20 protein-coding genes are annotated in these 21,895 nt (G+C 63.1%); 14 read left to right on the top strand and 6 right to left on the bottom strand.

Going from position 1 to position 21,895, the window contains the following annotated elements:
- The 4 genes from coaE to ATN00_RS03665 are packed head-to-tail and all read right to left on the bottom strand — an operon-like array spanning position 1 to position 2,846.
- Complete coding sequence (coaE, locus tag ATN00_RS03680; RefSeq protein ID WP_062062276.1) at positions 1-594, bottom strand: dephospho-CoA kinase; 594 nt, start codon at positions 592-594, stop codon at positions 1-3.
- Between the two features lie 10 nt (positions 595-604).
- On the bottom strand, positions 605-1,429 hold the full coding sequence (aroE, locus tag ATN00_RS03675; RefSeq protein WP_062062273.1) for a shikimate dehydrogenase: 825 nt from the start codon (positions 1,427-1,429) through the stop codon (positions 605-607).
- On the bottom strand, positions 1,426-2,019 hold the full coding sequence (locus ATN00_RS03670) for a Maf family protein (RefSeq protein ID WP_062062270.1): 594 nt from the start codon (positions 2,017-2,019) through the stop codon (positions 1,426-1,428). The genes aroE and ATN00_RS03670 overlap by 4 nt, the downstream gene beginning before the upstream one ends.
- Positions 2,016-2,846: a pyruvate, water dikinase regulatory protein gene (locus ATN00_RS03665; RefSeq protein WP_062062267.1), complete on the bottom strand. Its 831-nt coding sequence runs from the start codon at positions 2,844-2,846 to the stop codon at positions 2,016-2,018. Before ATN00_RS03665 ends, ATN00_RS03670 begins: the two co-directional genes overlap by 4 nt.
- A gap of 287 nt (positions 2,847-3,133) precedes the next feature.
- Here ATN00_RS03665 and hemE point away from each other — a divergent pair, with 287 nt between their 5' ends.
- Both hemE and ATN00_RS03655 read left to right on the top strand, forming a co-directional pair.
- Positions 3,134-4,180 (top strand): uroporphyrinogen decarboxylase, encoded by a 1,047-nt coding sequence (gene hemE, locus ATN00_RS03660; protein ID WP_062062265.1) that lies wholly within the window; start codon positions 3,134-3,136, stop codon positions 4,178-4,180.
- The gene (locus ATN00_RS03655; RefSeq protein ID WP_062062262.1) at positions 4,180-4,620 is read left to right on the top strand and encodes a CopD family protein; all 441 of its coding nucleotides are present in this window, start codon (positions 4,180-4,182) and stop codon (positions 4,618-4,620) included. The genes hemE and ATN00_RS03655 overlap by 1 nt, the downstream gene beginning before the upstream one ends.
- Positions 4,621-4,891: 271 nt before the next feature.
- Here the strand turns inward: ATN00_RS03655 and panC are convergent, their stop codons facing one another.
- Complete coding sequence (panC, locus tag ATN00_RS03650) at positions 4,892-5,737, bottom strand: pantoate--beta-alanine ligase (protein ID WP_062062259.1); 846 nt, start codon at positions 5,735-5,737, stop codon at positions 4,892-4,894.
- A 110-nt stretch (positions 5,738-5,847) separates the two neighbouring features.
- On the opposite strand from panC, the gene ATN00_RS03645 reads away from it, so the two are divergent.
- The 12 genes from ATN00_RS03645 (at position 5,848) to ATN00_RS03590 (ending at position 19,127) form a co-directional block, all read left to right on the top strand.
- On the top strand, positions 5,848-6,654 hold the full coding sequence (locus ATN00_RS03645; protein WP_062062256.1) for a division plane positioning ATPase MipZ: 807 nt from the start codon (positions 5,848-5,850) through the stop codon (positions 6,652-6,654).
- Positions 6,654-7,091, top strand: coding sequence for a J domain-containing protein (locus ATN00_RS03640; RefSeq protein WP_062062254.1), 438 nt, complete (start codon positions 6,654-6,656; stop codon positions 7,089-7,091). The genes ATN00_RS03645 and ATN00_RS03640 overlap by 1 nt, the downstream gene beginning before the upstream one ends.
- Positions 7,092-7,122: 31 nt before the next feature.
- Complete coding sequence (pgmG, locus tag ATN00_RS03635; RefSeq protein WP_062062252.1) at positions 7,123-8,490, top strand: phosphoglucomutase/phosphomannomutase PgmG; 1,368 nt, start codon at positions 7,123-7,125, stop codon at positions 8,488-8,490.
- A 426-nt stretch (positions 8,491-8,916) separates the two neighbouring features.
- Entirely contained in the window at positions 8,917-10,218 is a 1,302-nt protein-coding gene (locus tag ATN00_RS03630) for an OmpP1/FadL family transporter (protein WP_062068368.1), read from the top strand.
- Positions 10,219-10,284: 66 nt separating this feature from the next.
- Complete coding sequence (gene ispG / locus ATN00_RS03625; protein WP_062062249.1) at positions 10,285-11,430, top strand: flavodoxin-dependent (E)-4-hydroxy-3-methylbut-2-enyl-diphosphate synthase; 1,146 nt, start codon at positions 10,285-10,287, stop codon at positions 11,428-11,430.
- Positions 11,431-11,445: 15 nt separating this feature from the next.
- Positions 11,446-12,357, top strand: a complete 912-nt coding sequence (locus ATN00_RS03620; RefSeq protein ID WP_062062246.1) for a DMT family transporter — start codon at positions 11,446-11,448, stop codon at positions 12,355-12,357.
- A 10-nt stretch (positions 12,358-12,367) separates the two neighbouring features.
- Positions 12,368-12,856 (top strand): GNAT family N-acetyltransferase, encoded by a 489-nt coding sequence (locus ATN00_RS03615; protein WP_062062243.1) that lies wholly within the window; start codon positions 12,368-12,370, stop codon positions 12,854-12,856.
- A gap of 99 nt (positions 12,857-12,955) precedes the next feature.
- A complete protein-coding gene (locus ATN00_RS03610; RefSeq protein ID WP_062062240.1) occupies positions 12,956-15,274 on the top strand; it encodes an FtsK/SpoIIIE family DNA translocase in 2,319 nt (772 codons plus the stop codon).
- 447 nt (positions 15,275-15,721) lie between these two features.
- Positions 15,722-16,360: a LolA family protein gene (locus tag ATN00_RS03605; RefSeq protein WP_062062237.1), complete on the top strand. Its 639-nt coding sequence runs from the start codon at positions 15,722-15,724 to the stop codon at positions 16,358-16,360.
- 408 nt (positions 16,361-16,768) lie between these two features.
- On the top strand, positions 16,769-17,566 hold the full coding sequence (locus ATN00_RS03600; protein ID WP_062062234.1) for an exodeoxyribonuclease III: 798 nt from the start codon (positions 16,769-16,771) through the stop codon (positions 17,564-17,566).
- Positions 17,566-18,630 carry a GTP cyclohydrolase II gene (gene ribA / locus ATN00_RS03595; RefSeq protein WP_062062231.1) on the top strand — a complete coding sequence of 355 codons (1,065 nt, stop codon included), beginning with the start codon at positions 17,566-17,568 and terminating at the stop codon, positions 18,628-18,630. The genes ATN00_RS03600 and ribA overlap by 1 nt, the downstream gene beginning before the upstream one ends.
- A complete protein-coding gene (locus ATN00_RS03590) occupies positions 18,627-19,127 on the top strand; it encodes a L,D-transpeptidase family protein (protein WP_062062228.1) in 501 nt (166 codons plus the stop codon). The genes ribA and ATN00_RS03590 overlap by 4 nt, the downstream gene beginning before the upstream one ends.
- 4 nt (positions 19,128-19,131) lie before the next feature.
- On the opposite strand, the gene ATN00_RS03585 is transcribed toward ATN00_RS03590, so the two are convergent.
- Positions 19,132-21,894, bottom strand: a complete 2,763-nt coding sequence (locus tag ATN00_RS03585; RefSeq protein WP_062062226.1) for a [protein-PII] uridylyltransferase — start codon at positions 21,892-21,894, stop codon at positions 19,132-19,134.
- Between the last annotated feature and the right edge of the window lies 1 nt (position 21,895).

Below are 21,895 nucleotides of genomic sequence, written 5' to 3'. Positions count from 1 at the left end.
CTATCTGCCTGTCTTCGCGCCAAGGCAAGCGACCAGACGCCTGACCTGTGCCCTGGTGTCGGCAAATGTGGTGCCGGTATGGATGATATGGTCCGCCCGCAGCCTTTTTTCCACGTCAGGCGTCTGCAAATGCAGGATTTTCCGGAATTTCGCCACCGTCATGCCGGGCCGGGCGAGCACGCGCCTGCGCTGCTTCCATGCCGGCGCGGTGACGACGATCACGCCATGGAGCCTGCGGTCCCAACCTTTTTCGAACAGCAGCGGGATATCCAGCACGACAAAAGCGCGAGAGCGATTTTCGCGCAGGAAGCGAATCCTTTCTTCCTGCACCGCCGGATGGACGATCGCCTCCAGCGCCTTCAATGCCTGGGGATGACCGAACACCGCTGCGCCCAGCTTCGCCCGGTCCACGCCCATGGGGCCGGTGGCGCCGGGAAAGCGCGCCTCGATCGCGGGGAGGAGCTTGCCGCCCGGTCCTTGCAGGCGGTGCACTTCCGCGTCGGCGTCGAAGACTGGCACGCCCTCGCGCCGCAGCATGGCGGCGACGGCGGACTTGCCCATGCCGATGGAGCCGGTGAGGCCGTAGACCTTCATGAATCGCCCATCAATCCGCCGCGAGCAGCAGGGCGCGCAGTTCCTCGTCCCTCTCTCGCGGGGCCTGCGCGTCGAAAAAAATGTCGAAGGCCAGAGCCGCCTGCCCGATCAGCATTTCAAGGCCGTCCAGAGTCTTGAGGCCCCGCGCCCGCGCGGCTTTCAGCAAGTCCGTCTCCAGCGGCGCGTAGACGATGTCATAGACGGTCGCGCTGTCCGGCAGGGGCGCAAGATCCAGTTCCAGCGGCGGCTGCCCCACCATGCCGAGCGGGCTGCTGTTCACCAGAAGATCGGCAGGAGGGAGAGGACGGTCCATACCGATCACCTCGCCCTTGATCCCGGTGCGGTCGAGCAGCGCCTGCCCTTTGGCCGGATCGCGCACCATGACAGCGATGTCCATCACACCCAGACTGGCCAGCGCGAACAGGATCGCCCGCGCCGCGCCGCCCGCGCCGACGAGGACGGCGCTCTGCCCCTTCCACTTGTCGCGCAGCAAGGGCTGGAGGAATCCGCCCGCATCGGTATTGGTGCCAACCAGCGGCCCACCGGTTTCACAGGCGATGGTGTTCATCGCCCCGATCCGCTCCCGCACGCCGCCCGGATCGTCGGTATAGTCCATCACCGCGATCTTGTGCGGGATGGTGACGTTGCACCCCAGCCAGTCCGGGTCGGCCCGCCGCTCCAGGAAATAGGCGGCGAGGCCGTCGGGCTTCACATGGGTCTTGCGATATTCCGCCTCAATCTCCAGCGATTGCAGCCAGAAATTATGGATGAGCGGTGATTTGCTGTGCGCGATCGGATCGCCGATCACTTCGGCATAGGGGAGCTTGTCGGTCATGCCGCCAGAACGCCCCGCACGCGCAGAAAGTCAAGCAGAGGGAGCAAGGGCAGGCCCTGAATCGCGAACTGGCTCCCCTCCACCTTCGCGAAAAGCTGCGCGCCCGGTCCTTCGATCCGGTAGCAGCCGACGCACCAGCGACATTCCTCCCAATCGGCATCGAGATAGGACTGGATGAAAGGCTCGGATAAAGGCCGCACCGTCATCCGCACCCGCTCGACATGCCGCCAGATCGGCTCGCCATTGAGCACGATCACCGCCGCGCTGTGGAGATGATGCACCCGGCCCGACAGCAGCTTCAATATCTGCTCGGCATCGGCGCGGTCGACCGCCTTGTCGATCATCGCGCCACCATCGAGGCTCAGCGTCTGGTCGCAGCCCAGCACCAGCGCGCCCGGCACCCGCCGCGACACGCGCAGCGCCTTCAGTTCCGCCAGCGCATCGGCCAGCGCCCGCGCATCCAGGCCATCGGCGCGCAGCGCTTCCTTCGCCGCATCCTCGTCCACGCCCGGAGACAGCGCCTCGAACGGCACCTGCGCGGCGGTGAGGAGCGCCCTTCGGCTTGCGCTTTGCGATGCCAGCACGATCATGCGTCGCTTCCTCCCTCAGCCAGCAGGCGGTCGTTGAACAGGTTGATGATGGCGGCGGCTGCTTCCTCGATGGAGCGGCGGCTCATGTCGATCACCGGCCAGCCATTGTCCGCGAACATGCGCCGGGCGAAGGATAGCTCCTCCTGAACCTTTTCCAGATCGACATAGGACGTCTCCGGCGCCTGATTCAGGGAAAGCAGACGATTGCGGCGGATCTGCACCAGCCGTTCGGGGCTGACGGTCAATCCCACGACCATCGGATGCCGCAGCGAATAGAGGCTGCGCGGCGGCGGGGATTCAGGAACCAATGGGATATTGGCTGTCTTGTAACCGCGATTGGCGAGATAGATGGACGTCGGCGTCTTGGACGCGCGCGACACACCCGCCAGCACGATGTCGGCTTCCTCCCAATTTTCATGTCCCACGCCGTCATCATGGGCGATAGTGAACTGGATCGCCTCGATCCGGGCGAAATAGGCTTCGTCCAATATATGCTTGCGCCCCGGCCGGTTGCGCGTTTCCTGCCCCAATATGTTCGAAAGCGCGTCCGTCACGGTATCAAGCGCCGCGACATGGGGCAGACCCAGCGCCCGGCAGCGCGTTTCCAGCCTGCGCCTGAGCTGATGATTGTTAAGCGTGAAGAGGACGAGACCCGGATTGGCCGCAATATCCTCCATGATCCGGTCGAGATGGACGTCCGACCGCACCATCGGCCAGAAGTGACGGATCGCCTCCACATTCTCGAACAGGCCGATGGCTGCCTTGGCGATGTTTTCCAGCGTTTCCCCGGTGGAATCCGACAAAAGATGCAGATGGATGCGCGTCATGGCATATCTCTGTGGATGTCCTGTGGATAAAGCAAGGGACACTATGGGGATGAAATCGCCTCTCCGTATCGCTCCCCGATAGCCGGATAGTTATGCACAGCCCTTCAACAGATCCGATTTTTCATCCACAGCCTGTGGGTAATGGGGATAAGATCGCTGACTCGGATGGGAAAGCATGTCCCCATGGAGTCAAGCTGTTGGCAAAACCGGGCATAGCGCATAAACCCCGCTGCCAACCGCCCATCTATCTCCATCATCCTTTCAGACTCTATATATAAAGAGAATATATGTCCGGTCTCCAAGTCGTGCCCAAGCCCTTGCTGGCGGTCCTTAAAGGGGAGCGTCAAAGCGTCCCGCCCATGTGGCTCATGCGCCAGGCAGGCCGTTATCTACCCGAATATCGCGCCTTGCGCGCGGACAAGGGCGGTTTTCTGGAACTGGTCTATGATAGCAGCGCGGCGGCGGAGGTCACAATCCAGCCTTTGCGCCGCTTTGGCTTCGACGGCGCAATCCTCTTTTCCGACATTTTGATCGTGCCCTATGCCATGGGACAGGACCTCTGGTTCGAAGCGGGGGAAGGACCGCGGCTTGCGCCGATCCTCGCCGAAACAGACCTTGAGGCACTGAAACCCGATTTCGGGCGTTTCGAAGCGGTCTACGAGACTGTGCGGCAAGTGAAGGCGGCGCTGGACCCTGCGGTGACATTCCTTGGCTTTGCAGGCAGTCCCTGGACCATTGCGACCTATATGGTGGCAGGGCAGGGCAGCAAGGACCAAGGCGCGGCCCGTCGCCTTGCCTATGCCGATCCGGCCCGTTTCGGCGCGATCATCGACGCCATCGTAGAGGCCACCGTCGTCTATCTCGACGGCCAGATCAGGGCAGGGGTGGAAGCGGTGCAGCTTTTCGACAGCTGGGCGGGCAGTCTGGCCCCGCTTCAATTCGAACGCTGGGTGATAGGGCCCAATGCCCGCATCGTGGAAAAGGTGAAGGCGCTGCACCCGGACGTGCCGGTGATCGGCTTTCCCAAGGGCGCGGGCGCGAAGCTCGCCGATTATGCGCGGGGCACGGGCGTCGATGCGGTCGGCGTCGATGAGACGGTCGATCCCCATTGGGCCGACCGCGCCTTGCCGGAAGGACTGCCGGTGCAAGGCAATCTCGATCCGCTCGCCCTGATTGCGGGGGGCAAGGCGATGGAGCAGGCGGTCGATATTATCCGCGCCGCCTTTGCGAACCGTCCGCATATCATGAACCTGGGCCATGGCATTTTACCCGACACGCCCATTGACCATGTCGCGGCGCTGATTAGCTATGTGCGCGAAAGGGAGACTGCCTGATGGCCTATCTTGGCGCCGCCTATCTCTGGGTGAAGGCCGCTCATCTGATCTTCGTCATCTTCCTGATGGCGGGCCTGTTCATGATGCCGCGCTTCTTCGTCTATCACCAGCAATGCGCGGTGGGATCGGACGAGGACCACAAATGGATCGACCGGGAACGGCGATTGCTCAAGATCATCCTCAATCCCTCGCTGCTCCTGGTCTGGATATTCGGGTTGATGCTGATGGTGGAGATCGGCGCCTGGCATTTCGGCTGGTTTCACCTGAAACTGCTCTTCGTGCTGGGCCTGTCGGGCTATCATGGCTGGATCGCGGGCTATGCGAAGAAGCTGGCGCGGGGCGAACGGCCCATGACCGACAAGCGGCTCCGCCTGATGAATGAAATTCCGGGTGTCGCCGCCGCAGTGATCGTGATCGCGGTGATCGTGAAACCGTTCTAACGAACGGATTCTAGTGGAAGAACAGCCAGAGCAGGAGAATGATGGGAATAGGCACGCCGATGAGCCAAAGTAGAATGCCTTTTCCCATGTCGCGCTCCTTTCATCAGTTCATCGAAACAACGGCCAGCCCGTGTCGCAAGTTCCATTGGTGAATGGAAATGGTTCAGGGGGTAAGCGGCGGGTTCGATGAAGGATTACCTGCTGTTGGACAGGCATTATTCCTCCATCGCTGCTCTGCGCGTCCTGCTTGATTGGCGAAGCCTGCGCGGTTCTAGGCTGGGTCGACCGCAATATTGTCGATCAGGCGCGTGCCGCCCATCTTTGCCGCGCCCAGCAGGCGGGCCGGGCGGTCCAGCACTGTCATCGGTTCCAGCGTCGCCGCGTCGCACAGCGTTACATAATCGATCGGGTCGAAACCGTGGTTCGCCAGCATGGCGATGGCCTTGGCGAGCGCGGAGTCCACGCTTGCGCCCTTTTCCATCTGTCGCTTCGCTTCGCCCAGCGCGCGCGGGAGTGCCAGTGCCTGCTTGCGTTCTTCTTCGGTCAGATAGGTGTTGCGGGACGAGAGGGCGAGGCCGTCCTCGGCCCGCTGCGTCGGCAGGCCCACGATCTCGACAGGCAGGTTGAGGTCGATCACCATTTGGCGGATCACGGTGAGCTGCTGGTAATCCTTTTCCCCGAACAGCGCGACATCGGGCTGGACCTGATTGAAGAGCTTGGTAACGACCGTCGCCACCCCGTCGAAATGGCCGGGCCGGGCCGCGCCGTCCAGCCCCTCCGTCACGCCCGAAAGGGAGATGTTGGTCGAAAAGCCCGCCGGATACATGACATCGACCGTGGGCGCCCACAATATGTCCACGCCCGCTTCCTGCAACATATGCGCGTCGGTGGCTTCCCGCCGGGGATAGGCGTCCAGATCCTCGTTCGGCCCGAACTGCCTGGGATTGACGAAGATCGATACGACGACATGCTTTGCCCGCCGCCGGCCTTCCTCCACCAACGCCATATGCCCGTCATGCAGCGCGCCCATGGTCGGCACCAGGGCGACAGATTTTCCGTCGCGCCGCAGCGCCAGAATCGCGGCGCGGAGGGCAGGAAGGTCACGCAGGGTTTGCACGGGAAGAAAGGCTCCGATAAGGGCGGGGGTCAGGGGCAGATCATGCTAAGGCATGGCCGCGCACGACGGTCAAGAATCAAAGCGACAATCAACGGGGTTATCAAGGTCCGATGGCGAACGCCCAAACGCATCTCATCGTCTTTGCCAATGAAAAGGGCGGGACCGGCAAGTCGACCACGGCGGTCCATACCGCCATTGCGCTGACAGCGCTGGGCCACAGGGTCGGCATGATCGACCTCGACCCGCGCCAGCGCACCGTCACGCGCTATCTGGAGAATCGCGGCGAAACAGCCCGGCGGCGCGGGATCGATCTGCCCACACCCGACTATGCGGTGTTAAAGGGCGACACCATCGAGGCGCTGGAGGAGGAATCCGCCGCCGTCGCGCAGGGCAAGGATTTCCTGATCGTCGACACGCCCGGCCGCGACGACGCCTTCGCCCGGCACATGGCGGCGCGGGCGAATACGCTGGTCACGCCGATGAACGACAGCTTCGTCGATTTCGACCTGATCGGGCAGGTGGACGCCGAAACCTTCAAGGTGCGCCGCCTGTCCTTCTATTCCGAACTGATTTTCGAGGCGCGCAAGTCCCGCGCCAAGGCGGACGGCGTGTCGATCGACTGGGTGGTGCTACGCAACCGCGTCCAGCATCACGACGCCCGCAACAAGAAACGCGTGGGCGACGCCCTCATGGAACTGTCCCGCCGCGTCGGATTCCGCGTGATTCCGGGCCTTTCGGAGCGCGTGATCTTCCGCGAACTATTCCCCTCCGGCCTCACCCTGCTCGACAAGGGGCATCTGGGCGAGCTGGGCGTCAGCCACATCGCCGCGCGGCAGGAACTGCGCGAAATGGTGTCGGGCCTTGCGCTTCCCGAACGGTCGGACGCGCTGTCGATGGACCTGATCGGCGCGGCCTGATGGGCTGGCTGGCGATTGCGCTGATCGCCCTTGCGGGCTGGCTCATCTGGACGGGGCGGTTGCAACGCATGACGGTGAAGGACGGCATGGCGCTCGGCGCGGCGCTGGTCGGCGCAGTGATGGCGGCCAAGGGCAAGCCAGTGGCTGGCCTGCCATTGCTGGTCGGATCGGCGCTGTTTTTCCTTGCCCGCAGCCGGAAGGGCAGGGCGCAAGGCAGGCCTCCGGTCGTTCCGGCCACCGCCGAAGGGCTTGCGCGGGCAAGAGCCCTGCTGGGCTTGCCGCCGGAAGCCGACGCAAAGGCGGTCAAGGCCGCCCATCGCCGCCTGATCGCATCGGTACATCCCGATCACGGCGGCACCGAAGCCTTGGCGGCCGAGATCAATGCGGCCCGCGACCTGTTGCTCCGACACCTCAAGAGCGGACCGGGTCAGGCTTGACCCGGACCAAGCGGACGGGGAGGGTCATTCCATGACTCACAGTTTTCATCCCACGCTGCTGCGCGAATATGACATGCGCGGTGTCGTCGGCGAAACGCTGGGAGAGAAGGACGCCTATGCCGTAGGGCGCACATTTGGCACGCTGGTCGGGCGCGCGGGCGGATCAGCGGTCGCGGTTGGCCGGGACGGGCGGCTGAGCTCCCCGATACTCGAAACCGCGCTGGTCGGGGGATTGACGGATAGCGGCGTCGATGTGCTCCGCATCGGCCTTGGCCCCACCCCAATGCTCTATCATGCCGAAGCGGAGCGGGATGTCATGGGCGGCATCCAGATAACCGGCAGCCATAATCCCCGCGATCACAATGGCTTCAAGCTGGTATTTCAGCATCGCCCCTTTTTTGGCGAGGATATCCAGAAACTGGGCGCGATGGCTGCCGCGGGCGACTGGACCGAAGGCGCGGGCAGGGTTGAAACGGTCGACCTGCTCGACGCCTACGTCGCCCGGCTGATGCAGGGCTTTGACGGGCGCGCCTTCCGCATCGGCTGGGACACCGGCAACGGCGCAGCCGGTCCCGCCGTGGAGAAGCTGACGCAGCTCCTGCCCGGTGAGCATCATCTGCTCTTCACCGAAGTAGACGGCAATTTTCCCCATCATCATCCCGATCCGACCGAAGACCGGAATCTGGCGGACCTGCGGGCGCTTGTCCGCGACAACAAGCTCGATTTCGGAGTGGCTTTCGACGGCGACGGCGACCGCATCGGCGTGGTGGATGGTGAAGGGCGGGCGATTGGGGGCGATCAGCTCCTTTCCATCTTTACCGAGGATGTGCTCAAGGATCGTCCGGGCGCCACCATCATCGCCGATGTAAAGGCCAGCCAGGCCCTGTTCGATCGCATAGAGGCGCTGGGCGGGGCTGCGCTGATGTGGAAGACAGGACACAGTCTGATAAAGTCCAAAATGAAGGAAACAGGCAGTCCGCTCGCGGGAGAGATGACCGGCCATGTTTTTTTCGCGGACGATTATTATGGTTTCGACGATGGTCTTTATGCCGCCGTCCGGCTCATCCGCACCGTCACCCGTCTGGATCAGAGCGTGACGGACCTGCGCGACGCGATGCCTGAGATGGCGAACACGCCGGAACTTCGCTTCCCGGTCGTGGAAAGCCGGAAATTCGCCGTCGTGGATGAAGTGCTGGACCGTCTGCGCGCGGCGGGAGCAGAGGTGGATGATACCGACGGCGCACGGGTCCGCACGGCTGACGGGTGGTGGTTGCTGCGTGCGTCTAATACACAGGATGCGTTAGTGGCCCGCGCTGAGGCGAAAGATGCCGATGCGTTGGTCCGGCTGGTCGCTTCGCTTGATTCCCAGCTGGCCGAATCAGGGGTGATTCGCGCCTGAATGGGATGCTGAAAGCCCCTTGCTGCGAAAATGAGCTGAATATCGGATAGTTTGCGCTTCCGTCTTTCCGTTACGGAAATCGGTATATTTTCTTACGGTTGCATAAAACGCAATCCATTCCGCTTTCTTCGCAATTGTGAAGAACTGCGCTGCGCTGCACAAGGAACAGGCCTTTCAGGCATCCTCTCCTAAAACTTTACAAGCCGTCCTTCGGGGCGGCTTTTTTTTGCCTTTCGGTTTTCTCGCGGCAGGCGCCCTTGCCGTAGCGTCCATGTCGGCCCGTCCCGACTTCCATGGGCGGATCATGTGATGAAGCGCGTCCGCCAGCACTGGAAATTAACCATAAGGCTGCTATTCGCCCGCTTAAGCCTCCGTCTTGAAAAGGCGGGCCAAGGAAGAACCAAGCTGTTCCCAGTGGAGGATGCCATGTTCCGAAACCACCGCGCCCTGACCATGATGCTGTTTTCCAGCGTGTTTGCCTTGCCGGTCCCGGCCTTTGCCGGCGGATTTTACCTTCAGGAACAATCGCCCAAGGAAACAGGGCGCGCTTTGTCCGGTGGCGCGGCGGCGGCGGACGATCCGTCGATCGTCTATTTCAACCCGGCCGCGATGACGAACCTGCCCGGTATCCAGACGTCGGTGGGCGGCGTGGCGCTGATGGCTTCGGCGCACCAGACCAATCGCGGATCGTCCCGCACGGTTCCCGGCCTGCCCGTTTCGGTGCCTGTCACTGGCCCATCGGGGGGCAATCCGTTCGACAAGGTGATTCCGATCCCCAGCTTCTATGCGACCGCTCAAGTCACCGATCGCCTCTGGCTGGGTCTGGGCGTCAACGCGCCTTTCGGCCTGAAACTGGACTATGACGATGGGTTCTTCGGGCGGTACGACTCCCTCTACACCAACCTCAAAACCTATAATATCCAGCCCTCCCTCGCCTATAAGCTGAATGATAATTTCTCGGTCGGCGGCGGCGTTGACGTGCAATATGTGAAGGTCACGCTGACCAACGCCCTGCCGCAGCTTTCGCCGCTGTTGGCGGATGGCGAAGCGCGGGTGAAAGGCGACGACTGGACCGTCGGCTGGAATGCGGGCCTGTTCTACACCAATGGCGACACCCATGTGGGCGTGCATTACCGCTCCGGCATCCAGCATCATCTGCAAGGCACGCAGACCGTCAGCGGATTGCAGGGGTTGCTGGCCGGTTCCAACGGCGAAGTCAGCGCGGCCGCGCCGCTCGACCTGCCCGACATCGTCACGGTCAGCATGATGCACAAGCTGACGCCCCGGATTCGCGCCATGATCACCGCGCGCTGGTATAACTGGTCGGTGTTCAAGGGCATCGCGATCACCTCGCCCGCCGGCACCAACGTCAAGGAACTGCATTACAAGGACAGCTACAGCGTCGGCGTGGGCGGCGAATATGACGTCAGCCCGGCGCTGACGCTGCGGGCGGGCACCATGTTCGACCGCACGCCGACCAACCCGCAATATCTGACCACCCGCGTACCGGACGGCGACCGCGTGTGGCTGACCGGCGGGGCGACGTGGAACATCTCCCCGGCCTTCGCGCTGAACCTCAGCTACGCGCATACCTTCGTGGAAAAGGCGAACATCATCCGCCCGGACATTTCCTATCAGGGCACGCCCGCCGCCATCACCGCGACCACCCTGTCGCAGACCAGCGGCAATGCGGATCAGCTGGCCGCATCCTTCACCGCGCGATTCTGACGCGGCGCTTCTAACCGGCGCGATAAAGCACTATAGGAGGCTCCATCATCACGGAGCCTCCTTTTCATGTCAGACCATAATCCCGGCCTGCGCCCCTGGCGCGACATCGCCCGGCGGCAGTCGCGGCAGATCATGGTCGGCAATGTGCCCGTCGGCGGCGGCGCGCCGGTGACGGTGCAGACCATGACCAACACGCCGACCTTCGACGCAAAGGCGACGATCGACCAGATCCGCCGCTGCGAGGAGGTGGGCGTCGACATCATCCGCGTGTCCTGCCCGGACGAGGAATCGACCGCCGCGCTCAAGCAGATCGTGCGCGCCGCCCGCGTGCCGATCGTCGCGGACATCCATTTCCACTATAAGCGCGCGCTGGAGGCGGCGGACGCGGGCGCGGCCTGCCTTCGCATCAATCCGGGCAACATCGGCAGCGAAGCACGCGTCAAGGAAGTGGTGGACGCGGCCAAGGCCAATGGCTGCTCGATCCGCATCGGCGTCAATGCCGGCAGCCTCGAAAAGGACCTGCTCGAAAAATATGGGGAGCCTTGCCCCGAAGCTCTGGTCGAAAGCGCGCTCGACCATATCAAGCTGCTCCAGGACCAGGATTTCCACGACTATAAGGTCGCGGTGAAGGCCAGCGACGTGTTCCTGGCCGTCGCGGCCTATATGCAGCTTGCCGAGGCGGTGGATTGCCCGCTGCATCTGGGCATCACCGAAGCGGGCGGGCTGATCGGCGGCACGGTGAAAAGCGCCATCGGCATCGGCAACCTGCTCTGGGCGGGGATTGGCGACACGATCCGCGTGTCCCTGTCGGCCGAGCCGGAAGAGGAAGTGCGCGTCGGCTATGAGATCCTCAAATCGCTGGGCATCCGCACGCGCGGGGTGAAGGTGATCAGTTGCCCAAGCTGCGCGCGGCAGGGCTTCGACGTGATCCGCACCGTGCAGGCGCTGGAGGAACGGCTCCAGCATATCCACACGCCGCTGTCGCTTTCGGTGTTGGGCTGCGTCGTCAATGGGCCCGGCGAAGCGCGGGAAACCGATATCGGCCTGACCGGCGGCGGCGCGGGCAAGCATATGGTCTATCTGTCCGGCGTCACCGACCATACGGTGCAGGATGAAGACATGATCGAGCATATCGTGAAGCTGGTCGAAGCCAAAGCGGCAGAGATCGAGGCGGACATGACCGACGCGGGCCACCCTGAAGCCGCGGAATAAGCGTTCTTCCGCGTCATGCCCCAATCCCGTTCCTTTGCCATTCCCTTCCTGATCTGCTGCGCGGGAGTCGGGCTGTTTTCGATCATGGATGGGGTGATGAAAGGGCTGAGCCTTTCCATCGGTCTTTATAATGCGCTGTTCTGGCGGGCGCTGGTCGGCAGCCTGCTGGGGCTGGCGCTGATGCTGGCCACGCGCCGGGGATGGCCCGCCCGAGCGGTGCTGCGCCTGCACCTGATCCGCGGTCTTGCCGTTTCGCTGATGGCGCCGCTCTTCTTCTATGGCCTGATGCATCTTGCGCTGGCGGAAGCGATCGCGCTTTCCTTCATCGCCCCCCTCATCGCCCTGTATCTGGCGGCGCTCCTGCTTGGAGAGCCGGTCGGGCGGCAGGCCATCGGCGCATCGCTGCTGGGCCTGGTCGGCGTGGGCGTGATAGTGGCGGGACGGGTCAGCGGCGATTATGATCTGGACGCGCTTCTCGGCGCGCTGGCGGTGCTGCTTTCGGCCGTGCTTTTCGCATGGAACCTGATCCTTCAGCGGCAACAGGCGCAACTGGCTTCGCCGGTCGAGGTGGCTTTCTTCCAGCATCTCGTCATGCTGGGCGTGTTTTCCCTGGCGGCTCCGTTCTGGGCCGCGAACCCTCCGCTCAAGGCCGTGCCGTTCATCCTGCTGGCCGCTGCTTTGGCCTTCACCTCGCTTGCTCTTTTGGCCTGGGCCTATGCACGGTCGGAAGCGCAGCGGCTCATTCCCGTCGAATATAGCGCTTTCCTGTGGGCCGCGCTGATCGGCTGGCTTGTCTTTGACGAGGAGTTGTCGGCGGGCACCGTCGCGGGCGCGCTGCTGATCGTGGCGGGATGCCTGATCGCCGCGCGCTTCAAACCGAAGGCGTCGCCGCTGGATGCCCCCCATGTCGAACCGGGCGTCGCATGAAGGACAGGGTATGAGCATCATCATTCGCGACGCGGTTTCCGCCGACATCGACACGATTCATGGCTTCATCCTTGCGCTCGCCGAATATGAGCGGCTTGCCCATGCGGTGAAGGCGGATCGCGATATGCTCCAGCGCTATCTCTTCGGGACGCGGCCCATGGCGGAAGTGCTGATCGCCGAGCAAGATGGGAAAGCTGTGGGATTCGCGCTTTTCTTCCACAATTTCTCGACCTTCGAAGGGCGGCCGGGCCTGTATCTGGAAGATCTGTTCGTCTTGCCCGAAGCGCGGGGAGCGGGCGCAGGCAAGGCGCTGCTCGCCGGGCTGGCGCGGCTGGCGATCGAACGGGACTGCGCGCGGCTGGAATGGTCGGTGCTGGACTGGAACGCGCCCTCCATCGCCTTTTACCGCTCCATCGGCGCGAGGGCGCTGGATGAATGGACCGTCCAGCGGCTTGACGGTGCCGCACTCCAGGCGCTTGCGATGCGCCATCAACCATAAGGGTGTTGTTCGGGACGAGCCGATAGGGCGGACTCTTGACGCGGACTCCCTGCTCGGCGCATTGTGCCGAAACGGAACATTTGGGGGACATAACAAGCCATGGCCGTGAGCCGCGGAGCCAAGCGCACGCCGGAATGGCGCGAAATGCTGAAACGCAGCCTGATCCGCAGCGGCGCGCTGATCGGATCGATTACGCTTGTGCTGGCCACGCTGTTTCTGGCGCTGGCGCTGCTCAGCTACACGCCCAGCGACCCGTCCATGAACACGGTGGCGGGCGATCATGTGAAAAATGTGATGCAGGTTCCCGGCGCATGGGTCGCCGATTTCCTGCTATGGCTGCTTGGCGTTCCCGTGGCGCTGATATTGCCGCTGATGGCGATCACCGCCCGCCGCCTGTGGGGCGATCAGGATATGAGCGGGTGGAAGGCGCAGTTCGGCAAATGCCTGATTGGCATCGTTCTCATCGGCCTCGCCCTTTCGCTGTTCCAGCCCGATCCGCTGGTCGGATTGCCTGCCGGTTGGGGGGGCGTCATCGCGCTGGTGTTCGCCCGAGGGATTGCGAGCCTCGCGGCGCAGGCCGCCACGTTCCAGGGCTGGATCATCGGCGCTCTTGTTGGCCTGGCGTTCATTGCGGGCCTGTTTGTCTGGTATCGCAGCCTGGCATTGGAAAAGCCTATCCTGGCGCTGCGCCGGCCGTCCTTGCCGCGGTTGAACCTGCCGCGTCCGGCCTTTGCGCTGGCGGGCGGACGCATGGCTGATGAAGATGAGGAGGATGCGTCGGGTGAACGCGTAATTGCGCCGCGCAAGACCGTCTCCAACGAACCCAAGCCGCCGATTACCATCCAGACGCCCAAGCCCGCTCCCGCCCAGCGCCCGGTCGCGCCCGTGTCGCAGGACGATCTGTTCGGCAACAGTTCGCTGCCATCGCCCGACCTGCTCAATCCGATCCCCGCGAGTCAGGGGCAAAAGATCGACAAGGCGGCGCTGGAACGCAATGCGCGGCTGCTCGAAAGCGTGCTCGACGATTTCCATGTGAAGGGGAATATCGTCGAGGTGCGGCCCGGTCCGGTCGTCACCATGTATGAACTGGAGCCCGCGCCGGGCATCAAGGCAAGCCGGGTGATCGCGCTCGCCGACGACATCGCGCGCAACATGTCGGCGCTGTCGGCCCGCGTCGCGACGATTCCGGGACGGACCGTCATCGGCATCGAACTGCCCAATGCGAACCGGGAGGGGGTATCCTTCCGCGAACTCATCACGTCGGAACAGTTCGGGCAGGAAGCCACGCTGCCGATCATCCTGGGCAAGAATATTTCGGGCGAACCGATCATAGCCGATCTCGCGCCCATGCCGCATCTGCTGATCGCGGGCACTACCGGGTCGGGTAAGTCGGTCGGCCTCAACGCCATGATCCTGTCGCTGCTCTATCGCATGACGCCGGATCAGTTGCGGCTCATCATGATCGATCCCAAGATGCTGGAACTGTCGACCTATGACGACATTCCGCATCTCCTCTCCCCGGTCGTGACCGAACCGGCCAAGGCGATCCGGGCGCTCAAATGGGCGGTCGAGCAGATGGAGGACCGCTATCGGATGATGGCGTCCATTTCCGTCCGCAACCTCGCCAACTATAATGAGAAGGTGCGGGCCGCCAAGGCCAAGGGCAAGCCCTTGGGCCGCCGTGTCCAGACCGGCTACGATCCCGAGAGCGGCAAGCCGATCTATGAGGAGGAGCAGCTCGATTTCCAGCCGCTGCCGCAGATCGTGGTGGTGGTGGACGAGCTGGCCGACCTCATGATGACGGCAGGCAAGGAAGTCGAATTCCTGATCCAGCGTCTCGCCCAAAAGGCCCGCGCGGCAGGCATCCACCTGATCCTCGCGACGCAGCGTCCCTCGGTCGACGTCATTACCGGCGTCATCAAGGCGAACCTGCCGACCCGCATCAGCTTCTTCGTCACCAGCAAGATCGATAGCCGCACCATCCTGGGCGAACAGGGAGCGGAGCAGCTTCTGGGCAAGGGCGATATGCTTTATATGCACGGCGGCAAGGGGCTGATGCGCGTCCATGGTCCCTTCGTGTCCGATGACGAAGTGCGCGTGGTCGCCGATCACTGGCGCGCGCAGGGCCAGCCTGATTATATCTCCGCCGTGACCGAGGAGCCGGAGGAAGGCAGCTTCGCGCTCGACGGCGTTGACCTGGGCGACGACAGCCCGGACGCGCAGCTATTCCGCAAGGCGTGCCAACTGGTGTTCGAGAATCAGAAGGCCTCGACAAGCTGGCTGCAGCGGCAATTGCGCGTTGGCTACAACAGCGCGGCGCGCCTTATCGAACGCATGGAGGAAGAAGGACTGGTCGGACCGCCCAACCATGTCGGCCGGCGTGAGGTGTTGCGGGATGAAAACGGCAATCCGCTCTGACGCAACAGGATCTGGCGTTTCCGTATATCCATTTATTCCTTCGAAATCAGTTATCTGTGGGAGCGATTGCGAAATATGCAATCGTCATGCTTCCTTTCGCAGTTGCGGGATTTCGGGGGATCGGCCAACAGGGACTTGCCTTTCAGGCATCCTCTCCTAAAACTTTTCCAGGCTGATCTTCGGATCAGCCTTTTTTTTATCCGCGGCAGGCTCTAAGCACAGGACGCTGCTGCCGCGCCGATAACATAATTGGAGCGGTGCCGCCGGAAAGACCGGCAAGGCGAGGCGGGAGCATGGGGGATCGAGCCGGTTTGCCGTAACGGCTCTCCCCCATTCGATAATCATCCTCGCGCAAACGGCCATCGTCATTTGGGGAACGTGCGGGTTCACGGCGGGTTCAAGCCCCAATTCCTATCCTCAAGTCCTGAACAAACCGGAGAAGAATGCATGAAGCGGGTGATAACGCCCCTGGCCCTGGCTCTCTCTGCCGCCCCGTTGGCGCTGCCGATGATGCCCGCCGTGGCGCAACAGAGTTCGTCCGACCTGTCGCAGGTCAATGCCTATATCCGCGCGGTCACGACCATGACCGCCGATTTTTCCCAGACGGATCGCAACGGCCAGACCCTGACCGGACAGCTGACGCTCAAGCAGCCGGGCAAGATCCGGTTCCAATATCAAAAAGGGGTGCCGCTGCTGATCGTCGGCGACGGCAAGGCGCTCACCATGATCGACTATGAAGTGCGGCAGGTACAACGCTGGCCGATCGGCAATTCGCCGCTGGGGGCGCTTATCGACCCTTCCAAGGATCTATCGAAATTCGGCAAAGTGGTCCAGACCGGCGATCCCAATGTCCTGTCCGTTCAGGCGCGCGATCCCAAGCGGCCGGAATATGGCACGATCACCATGATCTTCAATCGCGATCCTTCCTCCCCCGCGGGCTTGCAGCTTTATGGCTGGGTCGCGCTGGATTCCCAGAACAACCGCACCGCCGTGCGCCTTACCAACGTGCGCTATGGCGTGCCGGTAGCCGATTCCGCCTTCCGTTGGGTCGACCCCAGGCCGAAAGGCCGCGCGCCGGGCGGCTAACCGGGCACCGCATGCGATGGGCGGAAAACTTTCCAATACCGTTCATCTGCGGCTCATATCGAGGGCGCTAACAAGAACTCCACGGCGAGAGTGAATACCGGGATTTCCCCCCTGTTACCCGGAACCCGTTCTCGTCGCAAAGCGCTTCAAGGGCGCGATCGAGACCCCCGTTCCATGCCCCCGGAGCGGGGGTCTTACTTTGAAGTGGTCCGCTATTCCGCTCCGGCGGCCCTGGGAGACGCGCTTGCCTGCGCTTAGGTGCTCACGGACCTATATTCCGCTGTGCTCCGATGCTCGGAAATCATGCCACTCAGACCCACCGGAACAAAATATCGCACCACCCCTGGTTTGACCAAGCGAGCGGCGGCTGCCCTTGCACAGCGCGCTGGACGGTCTTAGGGGATCAGCATGTCCCAAACTCTCAGTATCGCGTCCTGGAACATCAACAGCGTTCGTGCCCGGCTCGACATTGTCGAGCGTTTCCTGACCGAAGAGTCCCCCGATGTCCTGTGCCTGCAGGAAACCAAGGTGGTGAACGATATTTTTCCCGCAGGCCTGTTCCGGCAGCTTGGCTATAATCATCAGGTGCTGAACGGCCAGCGCATGCATCATGGCGTGGCGATCCTGTCCAAGGTGCCGATCCGCGAGGATGACCGGCTCGACTGGCAGGCCAATGGCGAAGCGCGCCATGTCGGCGTGCGGCTGGAAAATGGTGTGCGGATCGAAAATGTCTATGTGCCCGCCGGCGGCGACGTGCCCGACCGGGAGATCAATCCCAAATTCGGGCAGAAGCTGGATTTCCTGGAGCGGATGATCGAATGGTCCGGCGCTCTCGACAAGCAGCCGACGATCCTGACCGGCGATTTCAACATCGCGCCGATGGAATGCGACGTGTGGAGCCACAAGCAGCTTTTGAATGTAGTCAGCCATACGCCCATAGAGTGCGAGATTCTGGCCCGGCTGCAGGCGTCGAACGATTGGATCGATATCGGGCGGAAATTCTTTCCGGCACCCGAGCGGCTCTATACCTGGTGGAGCTATCGCGCGCGCGATTGGGCCGCGTCGGATCGGGGGCGGCGGCTCGACCATATGTGGATGACCGCCGATGTCGCGCAACAGGCGGTGAGCCATCGCGTGGTCGAGCCGATCCGGGGCTGGACGCGCCCTTCCGATCATGTGCCCATCATAACCGAATTTGCCTTCTGATGACGGCGCGAGACGCAGCCAAGGCGATCGACGCCCTGCGGCGCGGCTGGGCCGTGACGGTGCGGGCGGACGACGGCGCGCTGCGTCTGATGGCGATAGAGGGCGCCGACGCGGTGACGCTCGCCGATTTCGATCCGGCGGGAAAAGCCGATATCCTGATTTCGGCGGCGCGGGCGCAGACATTGAAACTCGCCAACCAAATCGCGGCGGCCGACCCCGACATGCCGGTGCGGATTGAGCGCGCGCCATGGATCGACGGCGATGTCGCCATGGCCATCGCCGATCCGGTGCGCGACCTGGATTCACCGCTTAAGGGTCCGTTCATGGCGACGGCGCTGGGCGCGCCGCTGGCGGCAAAGGCGGCGCTGCGGCTGGCCCGGCTGGCGGGCATCCTGCCGGCCTATTTCGTAACGGAAGAAGCACAGGGCGGTGCAGAGGCGGAGGTCGGCGCGCAGGATGTGGCCGATTATGACGATGCCGCGCATCTGGCCATCGCAACCCGCGCGCGCTTGCCGGTGGCTGCGGCGGAAAGCGCTGAGATCATAGCCTTCCGCAGCCCCGATGAACCGCGCGAACATGTCGCGCTGGTCGTGGGCAAGCGCAATGACACGCCGCCGGTGATCCGGCTGCACAGCGAATGCCTGACCGGTGATGTGCTGGGCAGCCTCAAATGCGATTGCGGGCCACAGCTGCATCAGGCGTTGCATCAGATTGCCGATGCCCAATGGGGCGTGCTGCTTTATCTGCGGCAGGAGGGACGCGGCATCGGCCTCGTCAACAAATTGCGCGCCTATGCGCTGCAGGATCAGGGCTTCGATACGGTGGACGCGAATGTCCGGCTGGGCTTTGCCATAGACGCGCGGGATTTTTCGGTCGCCGCGCGGATGCTGGACCTGCTGGGCATTGGCTCGGTGCGGCTGCTCACCAACAATCCGAACAAGGTTGCGGGGCTGGAGGCGGCGGGGATCGAGGTGTTGGAGCGTCTGCCCATCATCCTGCCCGCCAATCCGCATAATGAACGCTATCTGGCGACCAAGCGCGACCGCACCGGTCATCAGTTATGAGCCTGATCCATGTCGACAGCGCGGCGCGGCGCCTGCGCTTCGGCGGGATGGAGATGGATTGCGAGATCGGACGCGGCGGGGTCTGCCCGGCGGCGGACAAGAGGGAAGGTGATGGCTGCACGCCGCTGGGTCGCTGGCCGTTGCGGGGTGTGCTGCTGCGACCCGGCCGCGTCGATCCAACAGGGGTGAAGCTGCCCTGGCGATGGATTCGCGAAGGGGATGGCTGGTCGGATGACTCCGCCGATCCCGCCTATAATCGGCCTGTTCGCCTGCCCCGTCCCTTTTCAGCGGAAAGCTTGTGGCGAAAGGACGATGCCTATGACGTGATCGTCGTCCTTGGTCAGAATGACGCGCCGCCCGTGCCGGAGGCGGGCAGCGCCATCTTCTTCCACCTTTATGAAGGGCGGCCCACGGCAGGATGCATTGCGGTGGATCGCGCGGACATGGTGCGCCTTCTGCCGCTGCTTCAGCCGGGCGACGGCATGGAGATCGCCTGACCGTTCAGGCGCGTTCCAGCGTCTTGCTGATCTCTCCGCTCGCCGCTTCCACCAGCCGGCGCGTGAGCGTTTGCAGACGAGTCTTACTCTCGATCTTGCCGCCCAGCAGGTCGGTGACGTAGAAAGTGTCCACTGCCCGCTCGCCATAGGTGGCGACATGCGCGCTGTGCACAGTAACCTTTGACTGGAACAATGCGTTGGCGAGGCTGAACAGCAGTGCCGGGCGATCCCGCGCATTGATCTCGATCACCGTGAAGCGGTTCGACGCCTTGTTGTCGATCAGCACATTGGGCACGATTTCAAAAGCATCCGCGCGGATACGCGGCAGCGGGCGCGCCGCCAGCTTGGTGATGAGGCGATGGCGGTTGGAAAGGGAATCCTCGATCGCGCGTTTGATCCGTTCGAGCTGGTCGGGACCGTGGAACGCGCCGCCCAGCGGGTCCTGCACCAGGAAATTGTCGATGGCGACGCCGTCGCGCATGGTGTGGATGCGCGCGTCGATGATGTTGCCGCCCGCCAGATGGATTGCGCCTGCCACGCGGTAGAACAGGCCCGGATGATCGGTTGCGTAGACTGTCACCAGCGTCGCGCCGCGCTGCGGATAATATTGGGCCGCGATCGACAACGGCGCGTCGCCTGCTTCCAATATATGTTCGGCATTGTGGATCAATATGTCCAGCGGCTCGGCGATCCAGTAGGATTCAGGTAGCCGCTTCTTCAGCGCCTCGAAACTCTCTTGGGGCAGGTCGAGCGCGCTCTCCAATGCTTCCTGCTTCGCCAGGACGCGCTCGCTCCGCCCTTTCTGCTTGTGCCCCAGCCGCAGCACTTCTTCGGCGGATTCGTAGAGATCGCCCAGCAACTGCCTCTTCCAGCTGTTCCAGACCCCCGGCCCCACCGCCCGGATATCCACCACCGTCAGGCATAGCAGCAGCTTCAGACGTTCCGGGCTTTGCACCACCTCGACGAAATCGAGGATGGTCTTGTAGTCGGACAGATCGCGCCTGAAAGCGGTGTCCGACATCAGCAGATGATAGCGCACCAGCCAGGACACGGTTTCCGTCTCCGCCGCTGTCAATCCCAGCCGGGGACAAAGCTCCAGAGCGATCTGCGCTCCTAATATGCTGTGATCGCCGCCGCGCCCCTTGGCGATGTCGTGGAGCAGCACTGCGACGTAGAGCGTCCGCCGCGAAATCAGCTTGGACATCAGGTCGGCGGAGCGCGGATGGTCCTCGCTCAACTCGCCCTTTTCGATGCGGGACAAGAGGCCGATGGCGCGGATGGTATGCTCGTCGACCGTATAATGGTGATACATGTCGAATTGCATCTGCGCGACGACGCGACCGAAATCGGGAATGAAGCGACCGAATACCGAAGATTCGTTCATCCAGCGCAGCACCGTCTCGGGGTCGCGGGGAGAGGTTAGCACGGCCAGGAAGGCGGCGTTGGCGCGCGGGTCTTTTCGCACCTTTGCATTGATGAGTACGGCGTCGCGGCTGGCGGCGCGCATCGCGCTGGGATGGATGGAAAGGTCGTGCTTGTCGGCCAGCGCGAAGATTTCCAGCAACCGCACCGGGTCTTGCTGAAAGAAATCGTCGCTTGGCAGGGCAAGCCTGCCCCGATCCAGCACGAAGCCGTCCAGTTTCTTGGGGCGGCGGAAGAAGGAAGGGACATAACGCCGCCCTTTGGGCGCCATCTGGTCGTCCAGATGGGCGAGGAACACCGCCGTCAGGTCGCCCACCGTCTTGGCGTTCAGGAAATAATAGCGCATGAAACGCTCCACCCCCGACAGGCCGTGCCGTCCGGTGAAATGCATCCGCGTGGCGGTTTCGAGTTGCAGGTCGAAGGTCAGGCGATCCTCCGCCCGCCCGGTAATCATGTGCAGGTGGCAGCGCACGGCCCAGAGGAAGTCCTCCGCCTTCTGGAACTGGCGCAACTCGCTTTGCGTCAGCAGACCCACATCGACCAGTTCGGCGACCGAGCGCACCCGGTTCACATATTTGCCGATCCAGAACAGCGTGTGCAGATCGCGCAGGCCGCCCTTGCCTTCCTTCACATTGGGTTCGACGACATAGCGGCTGTCGCCCATGCGCTTGTGCCGTTCGTCGCGCTCGGCGAGCTTTTCGGTGACGAAGGCGCGGGCATTGCCCTGCATCACCTCGGCGTCGAAGCGTTTGGAGGTTTCCTCATAGAGTGCGCGGTCGCCCCAGATATAGCGCGATTCCAGCAAGGCGGTGCGAACGGTCAGGTCCGCCTTCGCCATACGCATGGTTTCATCGACCGAGCGGCTGCTATGCCCGACCTTCAGCCCCAGATCCCAGAGCGAATAGAGCATGGATTCGATGACCTGCTCGGTCCAGCCGGTCGGTTTCCAGGGGGTGATGAAGCCGATGTCGACATCGCTATGGGGCGCCATCTCACCCCGGCCATAGCCGCCCACGGCGATCAGGACGATGCGCTCGCCTGTGCTGCGATTGCTGGCGGGATAGAGATAATGGGTGGTGGCGTCGTAGAGCAGCCGCAATATCTGATCGACCAGAAAGGCGAAGGCCGTCACCGTTTCACGGCCACGGGTCGGTTTGGCCTCCAGCCTGCGGGCGATTTCCTCCCGGCCCGAATCCAGCGCGGCCTTGAGTTCTCGTACGATTTCCCCGCGCAGGCGCATCGTATCGCCCTGGTGCGCCTGCGCCAGAAGCGTGATGCGGTCGGAAATCGCGCGCCGGTCGATAATGGTCCGGCGTGATCCAAGGGCAGGGAATTGCATCACCATC

This window comes from Sphingobium baderi, assembly GCF_001456115.1.
GTDB lineage: Bacteria > Pseudomonadota > Alphaproteobacteria > Sphingomonadales > Sphingomonadaceae > Sphingobium > Sphingobium baderi_A.
Note: the sequence above shows the minus strand (reverse complement) of the source record. Positions and strands in the feature narration are given on the sequence as shown.

Excerpts from the sequence above, each read along its gene's own strand:
- coaE (WP_062062276.1), bottom strand. The coding sequence starts at position 594 with ATGAAGGTCTACGGCCTCACCGGCTCCATCGGCATGGGCAAGTCCGCC.
- aroE (WP_062062273.1), bottom strand. The coding sequence starts at position 1,429 with ATGACCGACAAGCTCCCCTATGCCGAAGTGATCGGCGATCCGATCGCG.
- ATN00_RS03670 (WP_062062270.1), bottom strand. The coding sequence starts at position 2,019 with ATGATCGTGCTGGCATCGCAAAGCGCAAGCCGAAGGGCGCTCCTCACC.
- ATN00_RS03665 (WP_062062267.1), bottom strand. The coding sequence starts at position 2,846 with ATGACGCGCATCCATCTGCATCTTTTGTCGGATTCCACCGGGGAAACG.
- hemE (WP_062062265.1), top strand. The coding sequence starts at position 3,134 with ATGTCCGGTCTCCAAGTCGTGCCCAAGCCCTTGCTGGCGGTCCTTAAA.
- ATN00_RS03655 (WP_062062262.1), top strand. The coding sequence starts at position 4,180 with ATGGCCTATCTTGGCGCCGCCTATCTCTGGGTGAAGGCCGCTCATCTG.
- ATN00_RS03645 (WP_062062256.1), top strand. The coding sequence starts at position 5,848 with ATGGCGAACGCCCAAACGCATCTCATCGTCTTTGCCAATGAAAAGGGC.
- ATN00_RS03640 (WP_062062254.1), top strand. The coding sequence starts at position 6,654 with ATGGGCTGGCTGGCGATTGCGCTGATCGCCCTTGCGGGCTGGCTCATC.
- pgmG (WP_062062252.1), top strand. The coding sequence starts at position 7,123 with ATGACTCACAGTTTTCATCCCACGCTGCTGCGCGAATATGACATGCGC.
- ATN00_RS03630 (WP_062068368.1), top strand. The coding sequence starts at position 8,917 with ATGTTCCGAAACCACCGCGCCCTGACCATGATGCTGTTTTCCAGCGTG.
- ispG (WP_062062249.1), top strand. The coding sequence starts at position 10,285 with ATGTCAGACCATAATCCCGGCCTGCGCCCCTGGCGCGACATCGCCCGG.
- ATN00_RS03620 (WP_062062246.1), top strand. The coding sequence starts at position 11,446 with ATGCCCCAATCCCGTTCCTTTGCCATTCCCTTCCTGATCTGCTGCGCG.
- ATN00_RS03615 (WP_062062243.1), top strand. The coding sequence starts at position 12,368 with ATGAGCATCATCATTCGCGACGCGGTTTCCGCCGACATCGACACGATT.
- ATN00_RS03610 (WP_062062240.1), top strand. The coding sequence starts at position 12,956 with ATGGCCGTGAGCCGCGGAGCCAAGCGCACGCCGGAATGGCGCGAAATG.
- ATN00_RS03605 (WP_062062237.1), top strand. The coding sequence starts at position 15,722 with ATGAAGCGGGTGATAACGCCCCTGGCCCTGGCTCTCTCTGCCGCCCCG.
- ATN00_RS03600 (WP_062062234.1), top strand. The coding sequence starts at position 16,769 with ATGTCCCAAACTCTCAGTATCGCGTCCTGGAACATCAACAGCGTTCGT.
- ribA (WP_062062231.1), top strand. The coding sequence starts at position 17,566 with ATGACGGCGCGAGACGCAGCCAAGGCGATCGACGCCCTGCGGCGCGGC.
- ATN00_RS03590 (WP_062062228.1), top strand. The coding sequence starts at position 18,627 with ATGAGCCTGATCCATGTCGACAGCGCGGCGCGGCGCCTGCGCTTCGGC.
- ATN00_RS03585 (WP_062062226.1), bottom strand. The coding sequence starts at position 21,894 with ATGGTGATGCAATTCCCTGCCCTTGGATCACGCCGGACCATTATCGAC.